Origin of the sequence: Mycobacterium sp. Aquia_213 (assembly GCF_026625985.1) — a bacterium.
Classification (GTDB): Bacteria; Actinomycetota; Actinomycetes; order Mycobacteriales; family Mycobacteriaceae; genus Mycobacterium.
In genome coordinates this window covers 5,299,057-5,315,895 of the sequence record NZ_CP113116.1, presented here as the reverse complement: position 1 = coordinate 5,315,895, position 16,839 = coordinate 5,299,057, and the positions used below count along the sequence as shown (strand labels likewise).

The following is a 16,839-nucleotide window of genomic DNA, read 5'->3' as shown; positions in this document are numbered from 1 at the left end:
TAGAAAGAACGGGTGGCTGAACTGAAACTTGGATACAAAGCGTCTGCTGAACAATTCGCACCGCGCGAGCTCGTCGAACTGGCTGTTGCCGCCGAAGCACACGGTATGGACAGCGCCACCGTCAGTGACCACTTCCAGCCGTGGCGGCACAAGGGCGGACACGCGCCGTTCTCGCTGGCCTGGATGACCGCGGTCGGCGAGCGCACCGAGCGGCTCGTCCTGGGCACGTCGGTGCTCACCCCGACCTTCCGGTACAACCCCGCCGTCATCGCCCAGGCCTTCGCCACGATGGGCTGCCTGTACCCGAACCGCATCTTCCTCGGCGTCGGCACCGGCGAGGCGCTGAACGAGATCGCCACCGGATACCAGGGCGAGTGGCCGGAGTTCAAGGAGCGCTACGCGCGGCTGCGCGAGTCGGTGAAACTAATGCGCGAGCTCTGGCTCGGCGACCGCGTCGACTTCGAGGGCGAGTACTACAAGACCAAGGGCGCCTCGATCTACGACGTCCCCGAAGGCGGTATCCCGATCTACATCGCCGCGGGCGGGCCGCAGGTGGCCAAGTACGCCGGGCGCGCCGGCGACGGGTTCATCTGCACCTCCGGCAAGGGCGAAGAGCTCTACAAGGACAAGCTGATCCCGGCAATGCGCGAGGGCGCCGAAGCAGCGGGCAAGAACGCGCAAGACATCGACCGGATGATCGAGATCAAGATCTCCTACGACACCGACCCCGAACTGGCCCGGGAGAACACCCGGTTCTGGGCGCCGCTGTCGCTGAGCGCCGAGCAGAAGCACAGCATCGACGACCCGATCGAGATGGAGAAGGCCGCCGACGCGCTGCCGATCGAGCAGATCACCAAGCGCTGGATCGTGGCGTCGGATCCCGACGAGGCCGTCGAAAAGGTCGGTCAGTACGTGCAGTGGGGCCTCAACCACTTGGTGTTCCACGCGCCCGGTCACGACCAGCGCCGGTTCCTGGAGCTGTTCGAAAAGGACCTGGCGCCCAGGCTGCGACGACTTGGCTGATACCTCCGCGATTTACATCGCGGCGCCCGAGCCCGAGACCGGCAAGTCGACGATCGCGCTGGGGCTGCTCAACCGACTGACGGCGACGGTCGCCAAAGTCGGTGTGTTCCGGCCGATCACCCGGCTCGGCGAGGATCGCGACTACATCCTGGAGTTGCTGCTGACCCGCACCACCGCGGGCCAGTCCTACGAGGAGTGCGTGGGCGCCACCTACCAGGAGATCCATGCCGACCCCGACGGCGCGATCGCCAGCATCGTCGAGGCCTATCACGCCATGGCGGACGGGTGCGATGCGGTGGTGATCGTCGGCAGCGACTACACCGATGTCACCACGCCCGCCGAACTCTCGGTCAATGCCCGGATCGCGGTCAATCTCGGTGCGCCGGTGCTGTTGGCGGTGCGGGCCAAGGACCGCACCGCAGACCAGGTCGCCAGTGTTGTCGACGTGTGTCTGGCCGAGCTGACCGCCCAGCACGCCCACACCGCGGCGGTGGTGGCCAGCCGATGCGAGCCGGCAGAAATGGGAGTGGTCGCAGAAGCCCTCGGCAGGTTCACCGTACCCAGTTATGTGCTGCCCGACGAGCCGCTACTCTCGGCGCCGACGGTGGCAGAACTACGGCAGGCCGTCCACGGGACGCTGCTCAGCGGTGACACCGAGCTGGTCGAGCGCGAGGTGATGGGAGTGCTGGTGGCCGGGATGACCGCAGACCATGTGCTCGAGCGGCTGCGCGACGGCATGGCGGTTATCACCCCCGGCGACCGCTCCGACGTGGTATTGGCTGCCGCTAGCGCCCATGCGGCCGAGGGGTTTCCGGCACTGTCCTGCATCGTGCTCAACGGCGGCTTCGACCTGCATCCGTCGATCGCGGCGCTGGTTGCTGGATTGCGGCTGCGGCTGCCGATCATAGGGAACGATTTGGGGACCTATGATACGGCCAGCGCGGCCGCGTCGGCTCGGGGCCGAGTCACGGCGACATCCCAGCGCAAGATCGACACCGCAGTAGGGCTGATGGAACGCCGCGTCGACATCACGGATCTGCTTGCACAGCTTGCTATTCCGATCCCGACCATCACGACCCCGCAGATGTTCACCCACCGGCTCACCCAGCAGGCCCGTGCGGATCGCAAGCACATCGTCCTGCCCGAAGGCAACGACGATCGCATCCTCAAGGCCGCGGGCCGGGTGCTGAAGCGCTGTGTCGCCGACCTGACGATTCTGGGCGACGAAGCCCAAATCCGATTGCGTTCAGCAGAACTCGGTGTCGACCTGCACGACGCGACGATCATCGACCCGCACAACGAAGAACTCTGTAATCAGTTCGCCCAGCAGTACGTCGAATTGCGCAAGGCGAAGGGGATCACCGTCGAGCAGGCCCACGAGATCATGCACGACGTCTCGTATTTCGGCACCATGCTGGTGCACAGCGGCATGGTCGACGGCATGGTGTCCGGCGCGGCCCACACCACGGCACACACCGTTCGCCCGGCGTTCGAGATCATCAGGACCGTCCCGGACGTCTCGACGGTGTCCAGCATTTTTCTGATGTGTTTGCCCGATCAGGTGCTGGCCTATGGCGACTGTGCGATCGTCCCGGATCCCACGCCCGAGCAGCTCGCCGACATCGCGATCAGCTCGGCGCGCACCGCCGCGCAGTTCGGCATCGAGCCGAAGGTGGCGATGCTGTCCTATTCCACCGGTGATTCCGGAACCGGAGTCGATGTCGACAAGGTCAGGAAGGCAACGGAATTGGTACGGGCCCGGGATCCGCGGCTGTTGGTCGAGGGGCCGATCCAGTATGACGCCGCGATAGAACCTTCGGTGGCCGCCACCAAGCTGCGCGACTCGGCGGTGGCCGGTCACGCCACCGTGCTGATCTTCCCCGACCTGAACACCGGCAACAACACCTACAAGGCGGTGCAGCGCAGCGCCGGGGCAATCGCGATCGGTCCGGTGCTGCAGGGCTTGCGCAAGCCGGTAAATGACCTGTCCCGCGGTGCGCTGGTGGAAGACATCGTCAACACCATTGCGATCACCGCAATCCAGGCGCAGGGCGTCGGACATGGCTGATCAACTCGTATTGGTGATCAATTCGGGTTCCTCGTCGCTGAAATACCAACTGGTCGAACCGGATTCGGGTGCTATCCGCGCGGGGGGTGTCATCGGGGAGATCGGCGAGCCGTCAGGGCGCGCCGCCGATCATGAGGAGGCGCTGCGCCTGGCGTTTCAGCAGCTGGCCGGGGACGGAATCGACCTGAATTCGTGCGGGCTTTTGGGCGTCGGACACCGAGTCGTGCACGGGGGCAAGGAGTTCTATCGCCCGACGCTGCTCGACGACCAGCGGATCGCCGAACTCGAGAAGCTGTCGGAGCTAGCCCCGCTGCACAATCCGCCCGCCGTGCAGGGCATCAAGGTAGCGCGCAAGCTACTGCCGGACGTCGCGCACGTCGCCGTGTTCGATACGGCGTTTTTCCATCACCTGCCGGCCGCGGCCGCGACGTACGCGATGGATCGGGAGCTGGCCGAGCGATACCAGATACGCCGCTACGGATTTCACGGCACGTCGCACCGGTACGTGAGCGAGCGGGCCGCCGCATTCTTGGGCAGGCCGCTGGACGGCCTGAATCAAATCGTGCTGCATTTGGGCAATGGCGCTTCGGCCTCGGCGATCGCCGGCGGCCGGCCGGTCGACACGTCGATGGGCCTGACCCCGTTGGAGGGTCTGGTGATGGGCACCCGCAGCGGCGACATCGACCCCGGCGTCATCAGCTACCTGTGGCGCACCGCGAAGATGGACGTCGAGGCGACCGAGTCGATGCTGAATCACCGGTCGGGGGTCTGGGGTCTGGCAGGTGAGCGTGACTTCCGCAGGCTGCACGCGATGATCGAATCGGGCGACAGCTCAGCGGAATTGGCGTACGACGTGTTCATCCACCGCTTGCGTAAGTACATCGGTGCTTATTTGGCTGTGCTGGGGCACACCGATGTGATCAGCTTCACCGCGGGGATCGGCGAGCACGATGCGGCGGTGCGTCGTGACGCGGTGGCCGGGCTGCAGGAGCTGGGTATCGTGTTCGACGAAGGCCGTAACCTGTCCGGAAGCGAAGGCGCGCAGCTGATTTCGGCCGACGATTCGCCGATCGCCGTGCTAGTGGTCCCGACCAACGAGGAACTTGCGATCGCCCGCGATTGCGCGGACCTGCTGACCGGATAGCTCGCCCGTCGGCCGTCGCCCGTCGCCCGTCGTCGAGTGTGAACTCACGTCGTGGAGTGTGCACTCAGGCCGACGACGATGCACACTCGACAGGCCTGTGGATAGACGAAGTCGCGGACTGCCCGGTTGTGCGAGTGTTCGACACATGCCTTATCTGGGAAAACCGTTCATGGGCAGCGAGGCACTGGCGGACGGCGCGCTGACTCGTCATGAGTTGCAGACTCAGTACCGCGTGCTCTTTCCGAATGTCTACCTATCAAGAGATGCCGAGATATCACTGGAACGGCGCATCGTTGCCGCCTGGCTCTGGTCGAAGCGCAGAGGAATTATCGCCGGGGCAGCGGCCGCGGCATTACACGGCGCCAAGTGGATTCCCAATGCTGTCCCGGTAGAGCTGATTTACGCCAACTCACATGCACCCCCCGGGGTACTGGCGCGGCGTGATGCGTTGCTAGACAGCGAGATACAGCTGGTTGACGGACTCGATGTGACGACACCCGAGCGCACCGCCTTCGACGTCGGCCGGCGCGGGGCGGTCCACTCCGCGGTTGCCCGACTCGACGCGCTCGCGCGTGCAACGGGTTTCAAAGTAGAGGACGTGCTGGAGGTGGCCGCGTGCCACCCACGCTCACCCGGAGTTCGTCGCTTGCAGGCCGCGCTTGATTTGGTCGATGCGGGGGCGCAATCTCCGCGGGAGAGCTACTTGCGGCTGCTGCTCATCGATGCGGGTCTGCCGCGGCCGCAGACACAGATACCCGTAGTCGGTGTTGACGGCATGCCGGTCGCCTACCTCGACCTCGGCTGGGAGGACTGCATGCTCGCGGTGGAGTATGACGGCGACCAACATCGCACGGACCGAAGGCAATACGTCAAGGACATCCGGCGGCTGGAGATGCTCGAGGGGCTGGGTTGGACAGTCGTCCGGGTGGTGGCCGAAGACAGCCCGGCCAATATCCTGCGCCGGGTGCGGGCCGCGCTGGCCGCGTCGAGTGTGCGCTGAGGGTGGTGAGTGTGCATCTAGACCGACAAGGATGCACACTCGACGACCCGGGGCGACGACCCGGGGCCCGACCCGCGACGCGAAGGAATTAAAACGTGCTGGTGGGGCGCACCCGGTTGGCCATGTCGACGAGGGTGTAGCGATGCCGCTGGGTGGGCGCTACCCGGGCCAGGCTGCGCAGCGATGCCTCGACGCCCAGCCGCAGCCCGTGCTGGGTGAACGGGAAGCCGAGGATGTGGTTCGTGCTGGCCGGGTTGGTGTCGAGCCAGTCCATCGCACCGCCGAGCACCAGGGCGCGGATCTGCAACACCCGCGGCTCGGTGGGCGGTAGTGCCTCGACTCGCCGGGCGGCGTCGCGGATCTGCTCCTCGGTGACCTCGTTGATCGACCGGCCGGACAACAGGGTCACCGCACTGGTCAGCCGCGCCGTCGTGAAATGCCGTGAGGTCGCGGGCACTTCGTCGAGCGTGCGCACCGCACGCATTCGATCGCCCTCGGCCGAAAGCGATCTCGCCAATCCGAAGGCCGCCGAGATCACGCCATCGTTGGTGCGCCATACCGTCCGGTAGAACTTGTCCACGTCGACATTGCCGGCGAGTTCGCCGGTGGCGGCCAGCGCCAATTTCGGCGCCAGCTCGCCGGGGAAGATATCCAGCACCTCGGTGAAATGCTTGATGGCAGAGTCGTAGTCGCCGGTGAGCAACTCGGCGACGGCCCGGAACCAGACCAGCCGCCAGCGCCAGCCCACCCGCTCGGCCAGGTCGTCGAGTTTGCGGGTGGCCTTGGCCACATCCCCGAGATCCAGCAGTGCGCGGACCTCCATCAGCGGCAGCTCGACGGACTCCGATACGTCCATGCCCTCGGCGGACAGCGAGCCGTGCCGCGCCGCGCGCAACGAGTCCAGGGTCTGCACCGGCTGCGAGAGCACCGTCGCCTGCAGCACCGGCGCGGCGAGGTCGCTCGGATCGACCAGCGGCACCGGCAGCGCGGTCACGATCTCCCGGGCGGTCAACTTCTCCGAATGCACCTGCCCGTCCAGGTAGACGTCGGTGTGCGCCACCGACAGGTCCACGCCGAAGGTGGAGCGGCTCGGGCTGAACAGCGTCGACAGCCCGGGCCGCGGCACCCCGGAATCCTGGGCGACGACCTCGCGCAGCACGCCCATCAACTGCGCGGAGATCTCCTCGGCGGAGCCGAACCGGCGCCGCGGGTCGGGGTCGATGGCGCGGCGCAGCAGCCTGCCGAACGAGTCGTAGGTGGACAGCACCGGGTCGTCCTCGGGCAGCCCGTCCACGTAGCGGCCATTGCGGGTGCGCAGCTTCAACGTGAGCGCGGCCAGCGTACGTCCGACGGTGTAGATGTCGGTGGCGATCGTCGGGCCGGTGCGCACGATCTCGGGCGCCTGGTAGCCCGGTGTGCCGTAGAGGTAGCCGAACGAGTTGACCCGCGACACCGCGCCCAGGTCGATCAGCTCCAGCTGCTCCTCGGTGAGCATGATGTTCTCCGGCTTGAGGTCGTTGTAGACCAAGCCGATCGAATGCAGATAACTCAGCGCGGGCAGGATTTCCAGCAGGTAGGCGATGGCCTCGGCGACCGGCAGTCTGGGGTCCTTCTTGCCCCGCTTGAGCGACTGCCCGCCGATGTACTCCATGACGATGTAGCCGACCGGATCGCCGTGCCGGTCGGTGTGCTCGACGAAGTTGAAGATCTGCACGATCTGCGGGTGGACCACCTCGGCGAGGAACTGCCGTTCGGCCATCGCGATCGCCTGCGCCTCGGCGTCACCGGAATGCACCAGGCCCTTGAGCACCACCGGTCGGTCGTTGACGTTGTGGTCGACGGCCAGGTACACCCAGCCCAGCCCGCCGTGTGCGATGCAGCCTTTGACCTCGTACTGGTTCGCGACGATGTCGCCTGGATTCAGCTGGGGCAGAAACGAATACGGACTTCCGCAGGACGGGCATTTGCCCTCCGATGCGCCCTTGCCCTCGGAGCCGGAGCGGCCCACCGGCTTTCCGCAGTTCCAGCAGTACCGCTTTCCCTCCGGCACCATCGGATTGGTCATCAGGGCTTCGACCGGGTCGATATCCCGCACCCGGGGGATCTTGACCAGCCCACCCCCGAGCTCCCGGGTCGGCGGCAGCACCCGGGTCGCGACCGTCATCCGGTCTTGCGGCTCGGTGTCCAGGCTGCCGAGCGTGATGTGCGGCAGCCTGTCGTCGTCATCGTCGTCCCAGTCGGGCCGGAAGAGCGCCTGGGTGGCATGCGCGCGCCCCGTCGTCGCACCGGTCTGTGCGTCCGGTGGCTGGGTGCCGGGGTCGGTGTCCTCGGCGTCGGTGTCGGGTTCTGCCTCGCTCATCAGTCCACATACCTAGGTACGGGCGGGGCGGGCGCCGGGCCGAGAACCGTTAACCACTTGCGGTACAAGGTGTTCCAGGTGCCGTCACGACGGATGCGCTCCAGCGTGCCGTTGACGAATCGGACCAGCCCGGCGTTGTCCAGGTTGATGCCGATGCCGTAGGGCTGGGTGGCCATGTTCGGTCCGACGATGTGCAGATACGGGTCTTCCTCGACCAGCCCGGCCAGGATCGAGTCGTCGGTGCTGACGGCGTCGATCTCCCGCTGTTGCATGGCCACCAGGCAGTCCGCCCAGTTGACCACCGAGACGATCACCGGGGGCGGGTCGATCTGACGGATGCGGTGCAACGACGTGGTACCCCTGGCCACGCAGACGCGCTTGCCGGACAGATCGGCCACCTTGGCGATCGGCGAGTCGCGCGAGGCCAGGATCCGCTGGTTGGCATCGAGGTAGACGGTGGAGAAGTTGACCTGCTTGCGACGGTCGCAGGTGATGGTCATCGTCTTGACGACGATGTCGACCTCGGAGTGCTGCAGCGCGGTGATGCGTTCGTCGGACGACAGGATCCGGTACTCGACGTGCGACGGGGCGCCGAAGATGTCGCGCGCGATCTCACCGGCGATGTCGACGTCGAAACCGGTGATCTCCCCGGTGATCGGGTCGCGGAAGCTGAACAGGTTGCTGCCGATGTCGAGCCCGACGATCAGCCGGCCGCGGGCCCGGATGTCGGCCACCGCGGCGTCGGCCTCGGGCTTGGTGGCGAACGGGCGCAGGCTGGCGGTGGCGTTGCAATCCTGGCTGGCTTCGTCGGGCGGCAGCGGTGGCTCTGCCGACAGCTGCTCCATGCCGACCGGCGTGGGCGGCGGCAACGTCGGCGCGGTGGCCACGGTCAGCGATTCGGTGTGCCCGCAACCCGCCAGCACGATCGCCGTGCCCAGCACGGCGGACGCCCGGCGGATCCTGGGCAGACGGTTCATTATCGATACTCTTTCAGCCGCGGCCACAGGCCCAGCGCGACCGCGATGGCGGCACCCAGGCTGAGCACCACGCCGCCGACCTGAGCGCCGGACAGCCCGCTGCGCGCGTTGATCACGTCGTTGCGCAGGTGCGCCCGGCATTGGGTCATGGCCTTGCCCAACTGATCTTCGAGCTTGTCGAACGCGGGCGTCGAGTCGTCCTCGGCGCTGCCCAGCGCGATCTGGGTGGCGGAGCGATAGTTGCCGACCGAGATGTAGGAGTTGATGCGGTCATTGGCTTGGCGCCAGCGGACCAGCAGCTGATCGGCGCCTTGCAGGTCGGGTTTGTCGACGGCATCGCTGCGCGCCATGTACTGATCGATCTGGTTATGCATGAAGTCGATGCGCTGATAGAACGACTGTTTGCGGATCTGCTCGTCGCCGCGCCGAATCAGCGACAGCGTCTCGTCGGCCCGGGCCTGCTGCGCGGTGATCGCCACGCTGGTCACGGTCTTGAGCGACTCGGCCGCCGTGTCTTTGGCGCTACGGCTGGCAGTCGTGGAGATTGTTAGCGCAGTCCCGACCCACACCACCATCACGAGGATACCGAGCGCGCCCACCACCAGCCCCGGGTTGATGCGGCGCCGGGTACGCCGGGCCAGCCAGCGATGCGAGAACAGGCCGAAGACCACCGTGGTGGCGATGACGAGCACCACCGGAGCCGGGAAGTGCGTGGACGCCGTGGTTTCCGCGTCCACCCGTTCCGACGTCGCCTGATACAGCTGCGCCGCGTCGGGCAGGATCGTCGACTGCATCAGGCCCGAGGCTTCCGACAGGTACGACGAACCGACCGGGTTGCCTTCCCGGTTGTTGGTCCGCGCTATTTCGATCAGGCCCGTATAGACGGCCAGCTCGGCGTTGATCTTGCCGAGTAGCTGTACCAGCGGTTCATCGGTCAGACCGCTCGAAGCCCGGGTCACGGCGACCGCCGCGTCGGTGATGGCCTGTTCGTAGCGCAACCGCACCGGCCACGGCTCGGCCTGGGCGATGAACGCGGTGGCCGCCGCGGCGTCGGCCACCGACAGCGTGGTGTAGAGCCGTCCGGCCGCGAACGCCAGCGGCTCGGTGTGGTTGAGGACGGTGGACAGCACCTGCTGGCGGTGGTTGATGGTCGTCGAGGTGGCGAAGGCGCTGGAGACCCCGAGCGCGGCCAAGACGATGCCGATCGTCAGGATGCGTCCCGGGGTCGTCGAGATGAACCACCAGCGGGGGTGGGCCGGTTCGCCCGGCGACCGCGACCCCAGCGGTTCGGTCGACGGGTGCGCCAGCTGAACCGTCACGTGTGTCCCGACCTCAACTTTCGGTCATTGGTGTGCGCCGCTCGTACCTGTATAAGCGAATTCTAAGAGGATCTCGGGGCGGATGGGGGGAGGCGGCCCCAATTTCGGTGATCGGCTGCATATCCTGAACGCGTGCATGGCGACGGTGACGGATGGGTGATATCCGACAGCGGCGCCCACTACTGGGGTCGGTTCGGCGCGGCGGGTCTGCTGTTGCGGGCGCCGCGGCCCGACGGAACCCCCGCCGTGTTGCTGCAGCATCGCGCGGTGTGGAGCCATCAGGGCGGCACCTGGGGGTTGCCCGGCGGCGCGCGAGACAGCCACGAAACCCCGGAGGAGACCGCGGTCCGCGAGGCCCACGAGGAGGCCGGTCTGCCGGCCGAACGGGTGGCGGTGCGGGCGACGGTGCTCACCGCCGAGGTAGCCGGGATCGCCGGCACGCACTGGACCTACACCACCGTCGTCGCCGACGCCGGCGAGTTGCTGCACACGGTGCCCAACCGGGAAAGCGCCGAAATGCGCTGGGTGGCCGAGGACGAGGTGGCCGACCTGCCGCTGCATCCCGGTTTCGCCGCCAGCTGGGAGCGGCTGCGCACCGCGACCGCGCTGGTTCCGCTGGGGCATGGCGACGAACGGCGCCAGCATCTGCCGCGAACGCTGGAGATCGACGCCGGAGTCTTCGTCTGGTGTATGCCGGGTGATGCGGATCAGGCGCCGTCGCAACTGAGCCCCCGGATCAGCTCGCTGCTCGAAGCGCTGACCTGAGCCGGTCGGCCGCGGCCCGGGGGTCGTCGGCCGCAGTGATCGCGCGCACCACCACGATTCGCCGGGCCCCGGCCTCGAGCACCTCTGGCAGCCGCTGCGCGTCGATGCCGCCGATCGCGAACCACGGCTTGCCGGTCCGCAGCGCGGCGGCGGTGCGGACCAATCCCAGGCCGGGCGCGGCACGGTCGGGTTTGGTGGGGGTCGGCCAGCACGGGCCGACGCAGAAGTAGTCGACGCCGGCCGCGTCGGCATTGGTGACCTGGTCGGCGTCGTGGGTGGACAGGCCGATCAGCGTGTCCGGCCCGACGATCTCGCGGGCCACCGCCGGTGGCAGGTCACCCTGGCCCAGGTGCAGCACGTCGGCCCCGGCGGCGCGGGCGATGTCGGCGCGGTCGTTGACCGCGAACAGCGCGCCGTGCCGGCGGGCCGCGTCCGCGAGGATCTCGCAGGCGGCCAGCTCGTCGCGCGCCTCCAGCGGACCGAGCCGCTGTTCACCTGCCGATCCCTTGTCGCGCAGCTGGATGATGTCGACCCCGCCGGCCAGGGCGGCGTCGGCGAACTGGGCCAAGTCGCCGCGCTCGCGCCGCGCGTCGGTACACAGATAGAGCCGGGCGGCGGTAAGACGGGTAACAGGATCGTGCACACCGCGACGCTAGCGCGCTAGCGTAGAGACCAAACAACGAGAGACACGGGAGTCCCGGGCGATCTGCGGGGCTGAGAGTGGACACAGCCGGAGCAACCGGAGCTGTCCTTACCGTCACACCTGATCCGGGTCATGCCGGCGAAGGGAGCGGAAAATGCCTGCAGAGGTGGGGACGCTGGCCGTCATCGGCGGCGGCGTCATCGGGCTGTCGGTCGCGCGCCGGGCAGCCCAAGCCGGATGGTCGGTGCGGGTACACCGCAGTGGCGAGCAGGGCGCGTCCTGGGTCGCCGGCGGCATGCTGGCCCCGCACAGCGAGGGCTGGCCCGGCGAGGAACGATTGCTGCGGCTGGGCCTGGAGTCGCTGCGGCTGTGGCGTGAGGGCGGCTACCTGGACGGGCTGCCGCCGGAGGTGGTCACCGCGCGCGAGTCGCTGGTGCTGGCCGTAGACCGGGCCGACGTCGCCGATTTGCGCACCGTCGCGGACTGGCTGGCTGACCAAGGGCATCCGGTGATCTGGGAGCCGGCCGCGTGCGATGTCGAACCCCTTCTGGCGCAAGGCATCCGGCACGGCTTCCGGGCGCCCACCGAGCTGGCCGTGGACAATCGCGCCGTGGTCGACGCGCTGGCAGCGGATTGCGAACGTCTCGGCATCGCGTGGGCGCCGCCGGCGCATGACCTGTCGCGGGTCGACGGTGACGCGGTGGTGATCGCCAACGGCATTGACGCACCGACGCTGTGGCCCGGTCTGCCGGTGCGCCCGGTCAAGGGCGAGGTGCTGCGGCTGCGCTGGCGAAAAGGCTGTATGCCGTTGCTGCGCAGAGTGATTCGTGCGCGCGTGCACGGGCGCCAGGTGTATGTGGTGCCGCGTGCGGACGGAGTGGTGGTTGGCGCGACGCAGTACGAGCACGGCCGCGATACCGCCCCGGTCGTGTCCGGCGTGCGTGACCTGCTGGACGACGCGTGTGCGGTGCTGCCGGCACTGGGTGAGTACGAGCTGGCCGAGTGCGCCGCCGGGCTGCGCCCGATGACACCGGACAACCTGCCCCTGGTGCATCGCCTGGACGAACGCACTCTGGTCGCCACCGGCCACGGCCGGTCAGGTTTTCTGCTGGCGCCATGGACCGCCGAACAGATTGTGTCCGAACTCGTTCCGGTTGGAGTCCACTCATGATCGTGGTAGTCAACGAAAATGCGGTCGAGGTCGACGGGCAGACCACGGTCGCCGGGTTGCTGGAATCGCTGGGCTTTCCGGAACGGGGTATCGCGGTGGCGGTCGACGACGCCGTGCTGCCCCGGTCCAGCTGGACCACAAAGCTTTTCGATGGCGCTCGGCTTGAGGTAGTGACGGCGGTGCAGGGTGGTTGATTCCAAGCTAACGATCGCGGACCGCAGCTTCGCTTCGCGGCTGATCATGGGAACCGGGGGAGCGACCAGCCTTTCGGTGCTTCAGGAGGCGCTGGCTGCCTCGGGCACCGAGCTGACCACGGTCGCGATGCGCCGGGTCGACGCCGAGGGTGGTACCGGATTGCTGGAGCTGCTCAACCGGCTCGGCATCACCCCGTTGCCCAACACGGCGGGGTGCCGTAGCGCCGCCGAAGCGGTGCTCACCGCACAGCTGGCTCGCGAGGCGTTGAGCACCAACTGGGTCAAACTCGAGGTGATCGCCGACGAACGCACTCTACTGCCCGACGCGATCGAATTAGTCCGGGCCGCAGAACAATTGGTCGACGACGGGTTCGTGGTACTGCCCTACACCAACGACGATCCGGCGCTGGCCCGCCGGCTGGAGGACACCGGGTGCGCGGCGGTGATGCCGTTGGGCTCGCCGATCGGAACCGGCCTGGGCATCACCAACCCACACAACATCGAGATGATCGTCGCCCGCGCCGGCGTTCCGGTGATCCTCGACGCCGGCATCGGAACCGCGAGCGACGCCGCGCTGGCGATGGAATTGGGTTGCGACGCGGTGCTGTTGGCCACCGCGGTGACCCGGGCCACCGACCCGCCCGCGATGGCCGCCGCGATGGCGGCCGCGGTAACCGCCGGCTATCTGGCGCGACGTGCCGGGCGGATCCCGAAACGCTTCTGGGCGCAGGCATCCAGTCCACGCCCGACGACGATGCGGGCCGGGGACCGGCCTGCTGAGGAGCGGGCCATCGAGCCTGAGCGATGAAAAGGTATGTAGCGCTGGGCAGTTCGATGGCTGCCGGTCCTGGCATCCAGCCGGGCGCCCAGGGGGCTCCCCGATGGTCGGGCAGATCGGCGCGCAACTACCCGCATCTGGTCGCCGAGCGGATGAATCTCGAGCTGGTCGACGTCACCTTTTCCGGCGCCACCACGGCCCACATCCTGTTCGAGCGTCAGCACAATGCGCCACCTCAGATCGCCGCCCTGGACGGCTCGGAGGACCTGGTCACCGTCACCATCGGCGGCAACGACGTCGGGTATGTCCCGCTGCTGATGGCGGCCGCACTGCCCCGGCCGGCGCGGCGGCTGCCGCTGCTGGGCACGCGCATCGCCGAACTGCTGGACCGTGACGCGCGCGATCGGGCCCTGGCAGAAGTGTTCGATTCCTTGTGTGCGGTCGGGAAGGCGGTGTGCGAACGGGCCCCGCGCGCAAGGGTTTTCTTCGTCGACTACCTGACGCTGCTGCCGCCCGCGGGCGGGTCCGCACCCCCGATTTCGGACGCGGATGCCGACCTGGGCCGCCACGTGGCCGCCACGCTGGAACGGCTCACCGCCGACGCGGCCGCGGCGGCCGGCTGCGAGGTCATCGGCGCCGGCGCGGCCAGCCGTGAACACCACGCATGGTCTGCGCGGCCGTGGACGACCACGCCGGCGAAATACGTTGTGCCGCTGCCTGGTCGGCCGGCCCCACTACACCCCAATGGCGCGGGGATGAGCGCGGTGGCCGAACTCGTTGCGGCCCAACTCTAAAGCTCAGCCGTTGGACTGCCACCACTTGTAGAGGGCCGCCGTGTCGCCGTTGGACGCGCGGACGAAGGCCAGCACGTTCTTGGCGTCGACGGTCCACAGGACCTCGGCCTGGCCTGAATCCGTTCCGCACGCCACCTGTCCGGCCGAGTCGGAGCTGCCCTGATGCCAGGTGGTGGGCGATTTGGCGTCCCCGCAGTTGGTGAGGGTGTCGCTGCTGATGAGCTTGGTGAACGAGCTGGCCGTGTCGGCGCTGTTACCGAACAAGAAGTACTTGCCGCCCATCGGGCCGCTGGAGTCGGTGTTCTGCCCGCACTGCAAGACCGCTACCACGGAGGCGCTGAACGAGCCCTGCACCTCGGACGTCGCCTGAGACGAGCAGTTGCTGGCGCTGTAGCCCTTCGAAAGGGCGCTTAACAGCGTGGCGTTGTTGTCTGCCATCGCGGTGGGAGTGCCGATACAGAAGAAGGTCGCTGTAAAGGCTGCAGCCGTCGCGGCTCGCAGCATCTTGGTCGGGTGAGACATCCTCGACTCCTGAAATTTGGTAACCGCCCGGAAGGCTGCGCCGACGGTATTTGTCTTTGCCAGAATGATCGTAGGGGTAAACCACCGCTATGCAACCCATTCCGGCGAATACGGTTTACACCGGCATCATTCCCGGCGGCTAGAGTGTGGAACCCGTTGCGGCCCAACTCTTATCAGGCGTTGGCCTGCCACCACTTGTAGAGCGTGGGGACGTCACCTTTGGAAAAGATGGAGCCCAACACGTTTTTGCCGTCGACGGTCCAGAGCACCACACTCACATCTTTATAAGTTCCGCAGGCTATCTGTCCGCCCGCCTGGTCGGCATTGCCTTGGTGCCAAGGTCCCGGCGCCGTACTGCCGCTGCCGCTGCAGGCGGCGAGCGTCACGTCTTTGAGGTTGGAGGCGTAGGAGCCGGTCAAATCGTTGCCGCTCTTGAAGAGTTGGTAGACCGCGGAAGCCGGTCCGCTGGAATCGGGGTTTTGCCCGCATTGCAGCTCGGCCACTTCGGCGCCCGTCAACGCAGTCGATTGACAATTGTTGAGGCCGTAGCCCTTCGCCAGCGAACTGGCCAGTGTGTTGACATCTGTCGAGCTGCCGGTGGTGTCGGCGGTCGCGGTGGCCGTACCGACGCAGCAAAAGGTAGCCGTAAGCGCTGCGGCCGTCGCGGCGCGCAACGAGATGGTCGGGTAAGACATCCTCGACTCCTGAGGTTCGTCGGACCGCCGGGACCGTGGCCCCAGCAAAGTGTTTGCCAGAATGATCGTAGGGATAAACCGCAGCTATGCAACCCATTCCGCCGCATACCATTTACACCGGCAACATTCCGGGCAATTCGGGCATGGAACCCGTTGCGGCCCAACCGCAAAGCTCAGCCGTTGTCTCGCCACCACTTGTAGAGCGCCGCGACGTCGTTGCCGGCGGCGCGAATCACACCCAGCATGTTCTTGGCGTCATTGGTCCAAATGATCTCGGCATGGTTCTGAAATGTCCCGCACGCCACCGATCCCGCGTTGGTGGTCGAGCTGCCTTGATGCCACGGCGTCGGTGACGAAGCATCCCCGCAGTTGCTCAGGGCGTCACCGCCGATGACGCGCTGGAATGAACTCATTAGGGCGCTGCCATCGCCGAAGAGGAAATACTTGCCGAGTATCGGCCCGCCGGGGTCGGGGCTCGGCCCGCAGAGTAGGTAGGCCAGCGCGCCGCTGGGAACCGCCTGGGTGGTGCAGTTGTTCAGGCCGTACCCCTTCGACAGCGCGCTGGCTAGTGTGTTGATATCCGCCCCGCTACCCGCGTTGGGGTCTGCGGTCGCCGTTGCGGCGCCCGCAAACGCGAAACCGCCCACGAGTACCGCGGCCGTCGCGGCGCGAAGCGCGTTGGTTCCACGGGGCATCCAACGACTCCTTTCGGTGCTGGGACGACGATGCGGCTACCCGAATCGTAGGGCTATGTCGTGGCTATGCAATACATTCCACCGGGCATTGTCTTTCTGGGCATTATTCGAGGTTGACCTGGGCAATTCTGGTTGTCAACGGGAATGCGATGCACACAACGCATTTCGTCGGTGCGCCGCCTTTCGAGCTGACCCGGCCATCGGCAGAGCCCCTGCGGCGACGTCGATGTCGAGGGTCCCGACGAACTGATTTTTGCGTACCTAGTGCCCTCGCGACTCCGCTCGGGTATGGTAGGCACCGCTTCACGCCAGCTAACTTCTCGTGACTGGAGAATTCATGACTGCACAACCGCCACCCCCGGGGTACCCGCCGCAGCAACCTGCGGGGCAAGCACCGGATAACTATTTGGTGTGGTCCATTTTGGCGACACTGTTCTGCTGTCTGCCGTTCGGCATCGTGGCAATCGTCAAATCCACTCAGGTGAGTGGGTTGTGGGCGCAAGGTCAGTACGCCGAAGCTCAGGCCGCAGCCGACGCCGCCAAGAAGTGGGTGAAGTGGTCGGTCATCGCCGCGGTCGTGAGCGCCGTCCTGTACGGCATCGTGCTGGGGATTATCGCCATGACCGCCGACACCTCAACCCCCGCGGCGCTGGCCGCAATGCTCTAAGGGGTTGCACCTACGGTGACCCTCC

17 protein-coding genes and 1 riboswitch are annotated in these 16,839 nt (G+C 67.1%); of the genes, 10 read left to right on the top strand and 7 right to left on the bottom strand.

Features of this window, described 5'->3' with window-relative positions; genetic code table 11:
• The first annotated feature begins 12 nt into the window (after positions 1–12).
• The 4 genes from fgd to LMQ14_RS24845 all read left to right on the top strand — a co-directional run bounded on the left by fgd (position 13) and on the right by LMQ14_RS24845 (position 5,235).
• On the top strand, positions 13–1,023 hold the full coding sequence (gene fgd, locus LMQ14_RS24860) for a glucose-6-phosphate dehydrogenase (coenzyme-F420) (RefSeq protein ID WP_267732266.1): 1,011 nt from the start codon (positions 13–15) through the stop codon (positions 1,021–1,023).
• Positions 1,016–3,091 (top strand): phosphate acetyltransferase, encoded by a 2,076-nt coding sequence (pta, locus tag LMQ14_RS24855; RefSeq protein WP_267732265.1) that lies wholly within the window; start codon positions 1,016–1,018, stop codon positions 3,089–3,091. The genes fgd and pta overlap by 8 nt, the downstream gene beginning before the upstream one ends.
• Positions 3,084–4,235: an acetate kinase gene (locus LMQ14_RS24850; protein ID WP_267732264.1), complete on the top strand. Its 1,152-nt coding sequence runs from the start codon at positions 3,084–3,086 to the stop codon at positions 4,233–4,235. The genes pta and LMQ14_RS24850 overlap by 8 nt, the downstream gene beginning before the upstream one ends.
• A 145-nt stretch (positions 4,236–4,380) precedes the next feature.
• Entirely contained in the window at positions 4,381–5,235 is an 855-nt protein-coding gene (locus tag LMQ14_RS24845; protein ID WP_420714572.1) for an endonuclease domain-containing protein, read from the top strand.
• Between the two features lie 88 nt (positions 5,236–5,323).
• On the opposite strand, the gene LMQ14_RS24840 is transcribed toward LMQ14_RS24845, so the two are convergent.
• From LMQ14_RS24840 to glnX, 3 genes are read right to left on the bottom strand one after another with little or no spacing between them, the layout of a single operon-like run.
• A complete protein-coding gene (locus LMQ14_RS24840; RefSeq protein WP_267732263.1) occupies positions 5,324–7,594 on the bottom strand; it encodes a serine/threonine-protein kinase PknG in 2,271 nt (756 codons plus the stop codon).
• Positions 7,594–8,571, bottom strand: coding sequence for a glutamate ABC transporter substrate-binding protein (locus LMQ14_RS24835; RefSeq protein ID WP_267732262.1), 978 nt, complete (start codon positions 8,569–8,571; stop codon positions 7,594–7,596). The genes LMQ14_RS24840 and LMQ14_RS24835 overlap by 1 nt, the downstream gene beginning before the upstream one ends.
• On the bottom strand, positions 8,571–9,890 hold the full coding sequence (gene glnX / locus LMQ14_RS24830) for a protein kinase G-activating protein GlnX (RefSeq protein WP_267732261.1): 1,320 nt from the start codon (positions 9,888–9,890) through the stop codon (positions 8,571–8,573). Before glnX ends, LMQ14_RS24835 begins: the two co-directional genes overlap by 1 nt.
• Positions 9,891–10,022: 132 nt before the next feature.
• On the opposite strand from glnX, the gene LMQ14_RS24825 reads away from it, so the two are divergent.
• Positions 10,023–10,655, top strand: a complete 633-nt coding sequence (locus LMQ14_RS24825; RefSeq protein ID WP_267732260.1) for an NUDIX hydrolase — start codon at positions 10,023–10,025, stop codon at positions 10,653–10,655.
• On the opposite strand, the gene thiE is transcribed toward LMQ14_RS24825, so the two are convergent.
• Positions 10,627–11,298: a thiamine phosphate synthase gene (thiE, locus tag LMQ14_RS24820; RefSeq protein WP_267732259.1), complete on the bottom strand. Its 672-nt coding sequence runs from the start codon at positions 11,296–11,298 to the stop codon at positions 10,627–10,629. The two genes, LMQ14_RS24825 and thiE, sit on opposite strands and share 29 nt — an antisense overlap.
• Before the next feature lie 35 nt (positions 11,299–11,333).
• Positions 11,334–11,462, top strand: a riboswitch (TPP riboswitch).
• Between thiE and thiO the strand changes: the two genes are divergently transcribed.
• The 4 genes from thiO to LMQ14_RS24800 all read left to right on the top strand — a co-directional run bounded on the left by thiO (position 11,453) and on the right by LMQ14_RS24800 (position 14,235).
• Positions 11,453–12,469 (top strand): glycine oxidase ThiO, encoded by a 1,017-nt coding sequence (gene thiO, locus LMQ14_RS24815; RefSeq protein ID WP_267732258.1) that lies wholly within the window; start codon positions 11,453–11,455, stop codon positions 12,467–12,469. (Overlaps the previous riboswitch by 10 nt.)
• Complete coding sequence (thiS, locus tag LMQ14_RS24810; RefSeq protein ID WP_267732257.1) at positions 12,466–12,663, top strand: sulfur carrier protein ThiS; 198 nt, start codon at positions 12,466–12,468, stop codon at positions 12,661–12,663. Before thiO ends, thiS begins: the two co-directional genes overlap by 4 nt.
• Positions 12,656–13,471: a thiazole synthase gene (locus LMQ14_RS24805; protein ID WP_267732256.1), complete on the top strand. Its 816-nt coding sequence runs from the start codon at positions 12,656–12,658 to the stop codon at positions 13,469–13,471. The genes thiS and LMQ14_RS24805 overlap by 8 nt, the downstream gene beginning before the upstream one ends.
• On the top strand, positions 13,468–14,235 hold the full coding sequence (locus LMQ14_RS24800) for an SGNH/GDSL hydrolase family protein (RefSeq protein ID WP_267732255.1): 768 nt from the start codon (positions 13,468–13,470) through the stop codon (positions 14,233–14,235). The genes LMQ14_RS24805 and LMQ14_RS24800 overlap by 4 nt, the downstream gene beginning before the upstream one ends.
• Before the next feature lie 3 nt (positions 14,236–14,238).
• Here LMQ14_RS24800 and LMQ14_RS24795 read toward each other — a convergent pair whose 3' ends face one another.
• The 3 genes from LMQ14_RS24795 to LMQ14_RS24785 form a co-directional block, all read right to left on the bottom strand.
• Positions 14,239–14,757, bottom strand: a complete 519-nt coding sequence (locus LMQ14_RS24795) for a serine/threonine protein kinase (RefSeq protein ID WP_267732254.1) — start codon at positions 14,755–14,757, stop codon at positions 14,239–14,241.
• Positions 14,758–14,930: 173 nt separating this feature from the next.
• Positions 14,931–15,452, bottom strand: a complete 522-nt coding sequence (locus LMQ14_RS24790) for a serine/threonine protein kinase (protein WP_267732253.1) — start codon at positions 15,450–15,452, stop codon at positions 14,931–14,933.
• Positions 15,453–15,625: 173 nt separating this feature from the next.
• Positions 15,626–16,147: a serine/threonine protein kinase gene (locus LMQ14_RS24785; protein ID WP_267732252.1), complete on the bottom strand. Its 522-nt coding sequence runs from the start codon at positions 16,145–16,147 to the stop codon at positions 15,626–15,628.
• Between the two features lie 337 nt (positions 16,148–16,484).
• Here LMQ14_RS24785 and LMQ14_RS24780 point away from each other — a divergent pair, with 337 nt between their 5' ends.
• Positions 16,485–16,814 carry a CD225/dispanin family protein gene (locus LMQ14_RS24780; protein WP_267732251.1) on the top strand — a complete coding sequence of 110 codons (330 nt, stop codon included), beginning with the start codon at positions 16,485–16,487 and terminating at the stop codon, positions 16,812–16,814.
• The last annotated feature ends 25 nt before the right edge of the window (positions 16,815–16,839 follow it).

Excerpts from the sequence above, each read along its gene's own strand:
- LMQ14_RS24845 (WP_420714572.1), top strand. The coding sequence starts at position 4,381 with ATGCCTTATCTGGGAAAACCGTTCATGGGCAGCGAGGCACTGGCGGAC.
- LMQ14_RS24780 (WP_267732251.1), top strand. The coding sequence starts at position 16,485 with ATGACTGCACAACCGCCACCCCCGGGGTACCCGCCGCAGCAACCTGCG.
- LMQ14_RS24850 (WP_267732264.1), top strand. The coding sequence starts at position 3,084 with ATGGCTGATCAACTCGTATTGGTGATCAATTCGGGTTCCTCGTCGCTG.
- LMQ14_RS24835 (WP_267732262.1), bottom strand. The coding sequence starts at position 8,571 with ATGAACCGTCTGCCCAGGATCCGCCGGGCGTCCGCCGTGCTGGGCACG.
- LMQ14_RS24785 (WP_267732252.1), bottom strand. The coding sequence starts at position 16,147 with ATGCCCCGTGGAACCAACGCGCTTCGCGCCGCGACGGCCGCGGTACTC.
- LMQ14_RS24790 (WP_267732253.1), bottom strand. The coding sequence starts at position 15,452 with ATGTCTTACCCGACCATCTCGTTGCGCGCCGCGACGGCCGCAGCGCTT.
- thiS (WP_267732257.1), top strand. The coding sequence starts at position 12,466 with ATGATCGTGGTAGTCAACGAAAATGCGGTCGAGGTCGACGGGCAGACC.
- thiO (WP_267732258.1), top strand. The coding sequence starts at position 11,453 with ATGCCTGCAGAGGTGGGGACGCTGGCCGTCATCGGCGGCGGCGTCATC.
- LMQ14_RS24840 (WP_267732263.1), bottom strand. The coding sequence starts at position 7,594 with ATGAGCGAGGCAGAACCCGACACCGACGCCGAGGACACCGACCCCGGC.
- LMQ14_RS24800 (WP_267732255.1), top strand. The coding sequence starts at position 13,468 with ATGAAAAGGTATGTAGCGCTGGGCAGTTCGATGGCTGCCGGTCCTGGC.
- LMQ14_RS24795 (WP_267732254.1), bottom strand. The coding sequence starts at position 14,757 with ATGTCTCACCCGACCAAGATGCTGCGAGCCGCGACGGCTGCAGCCTTT.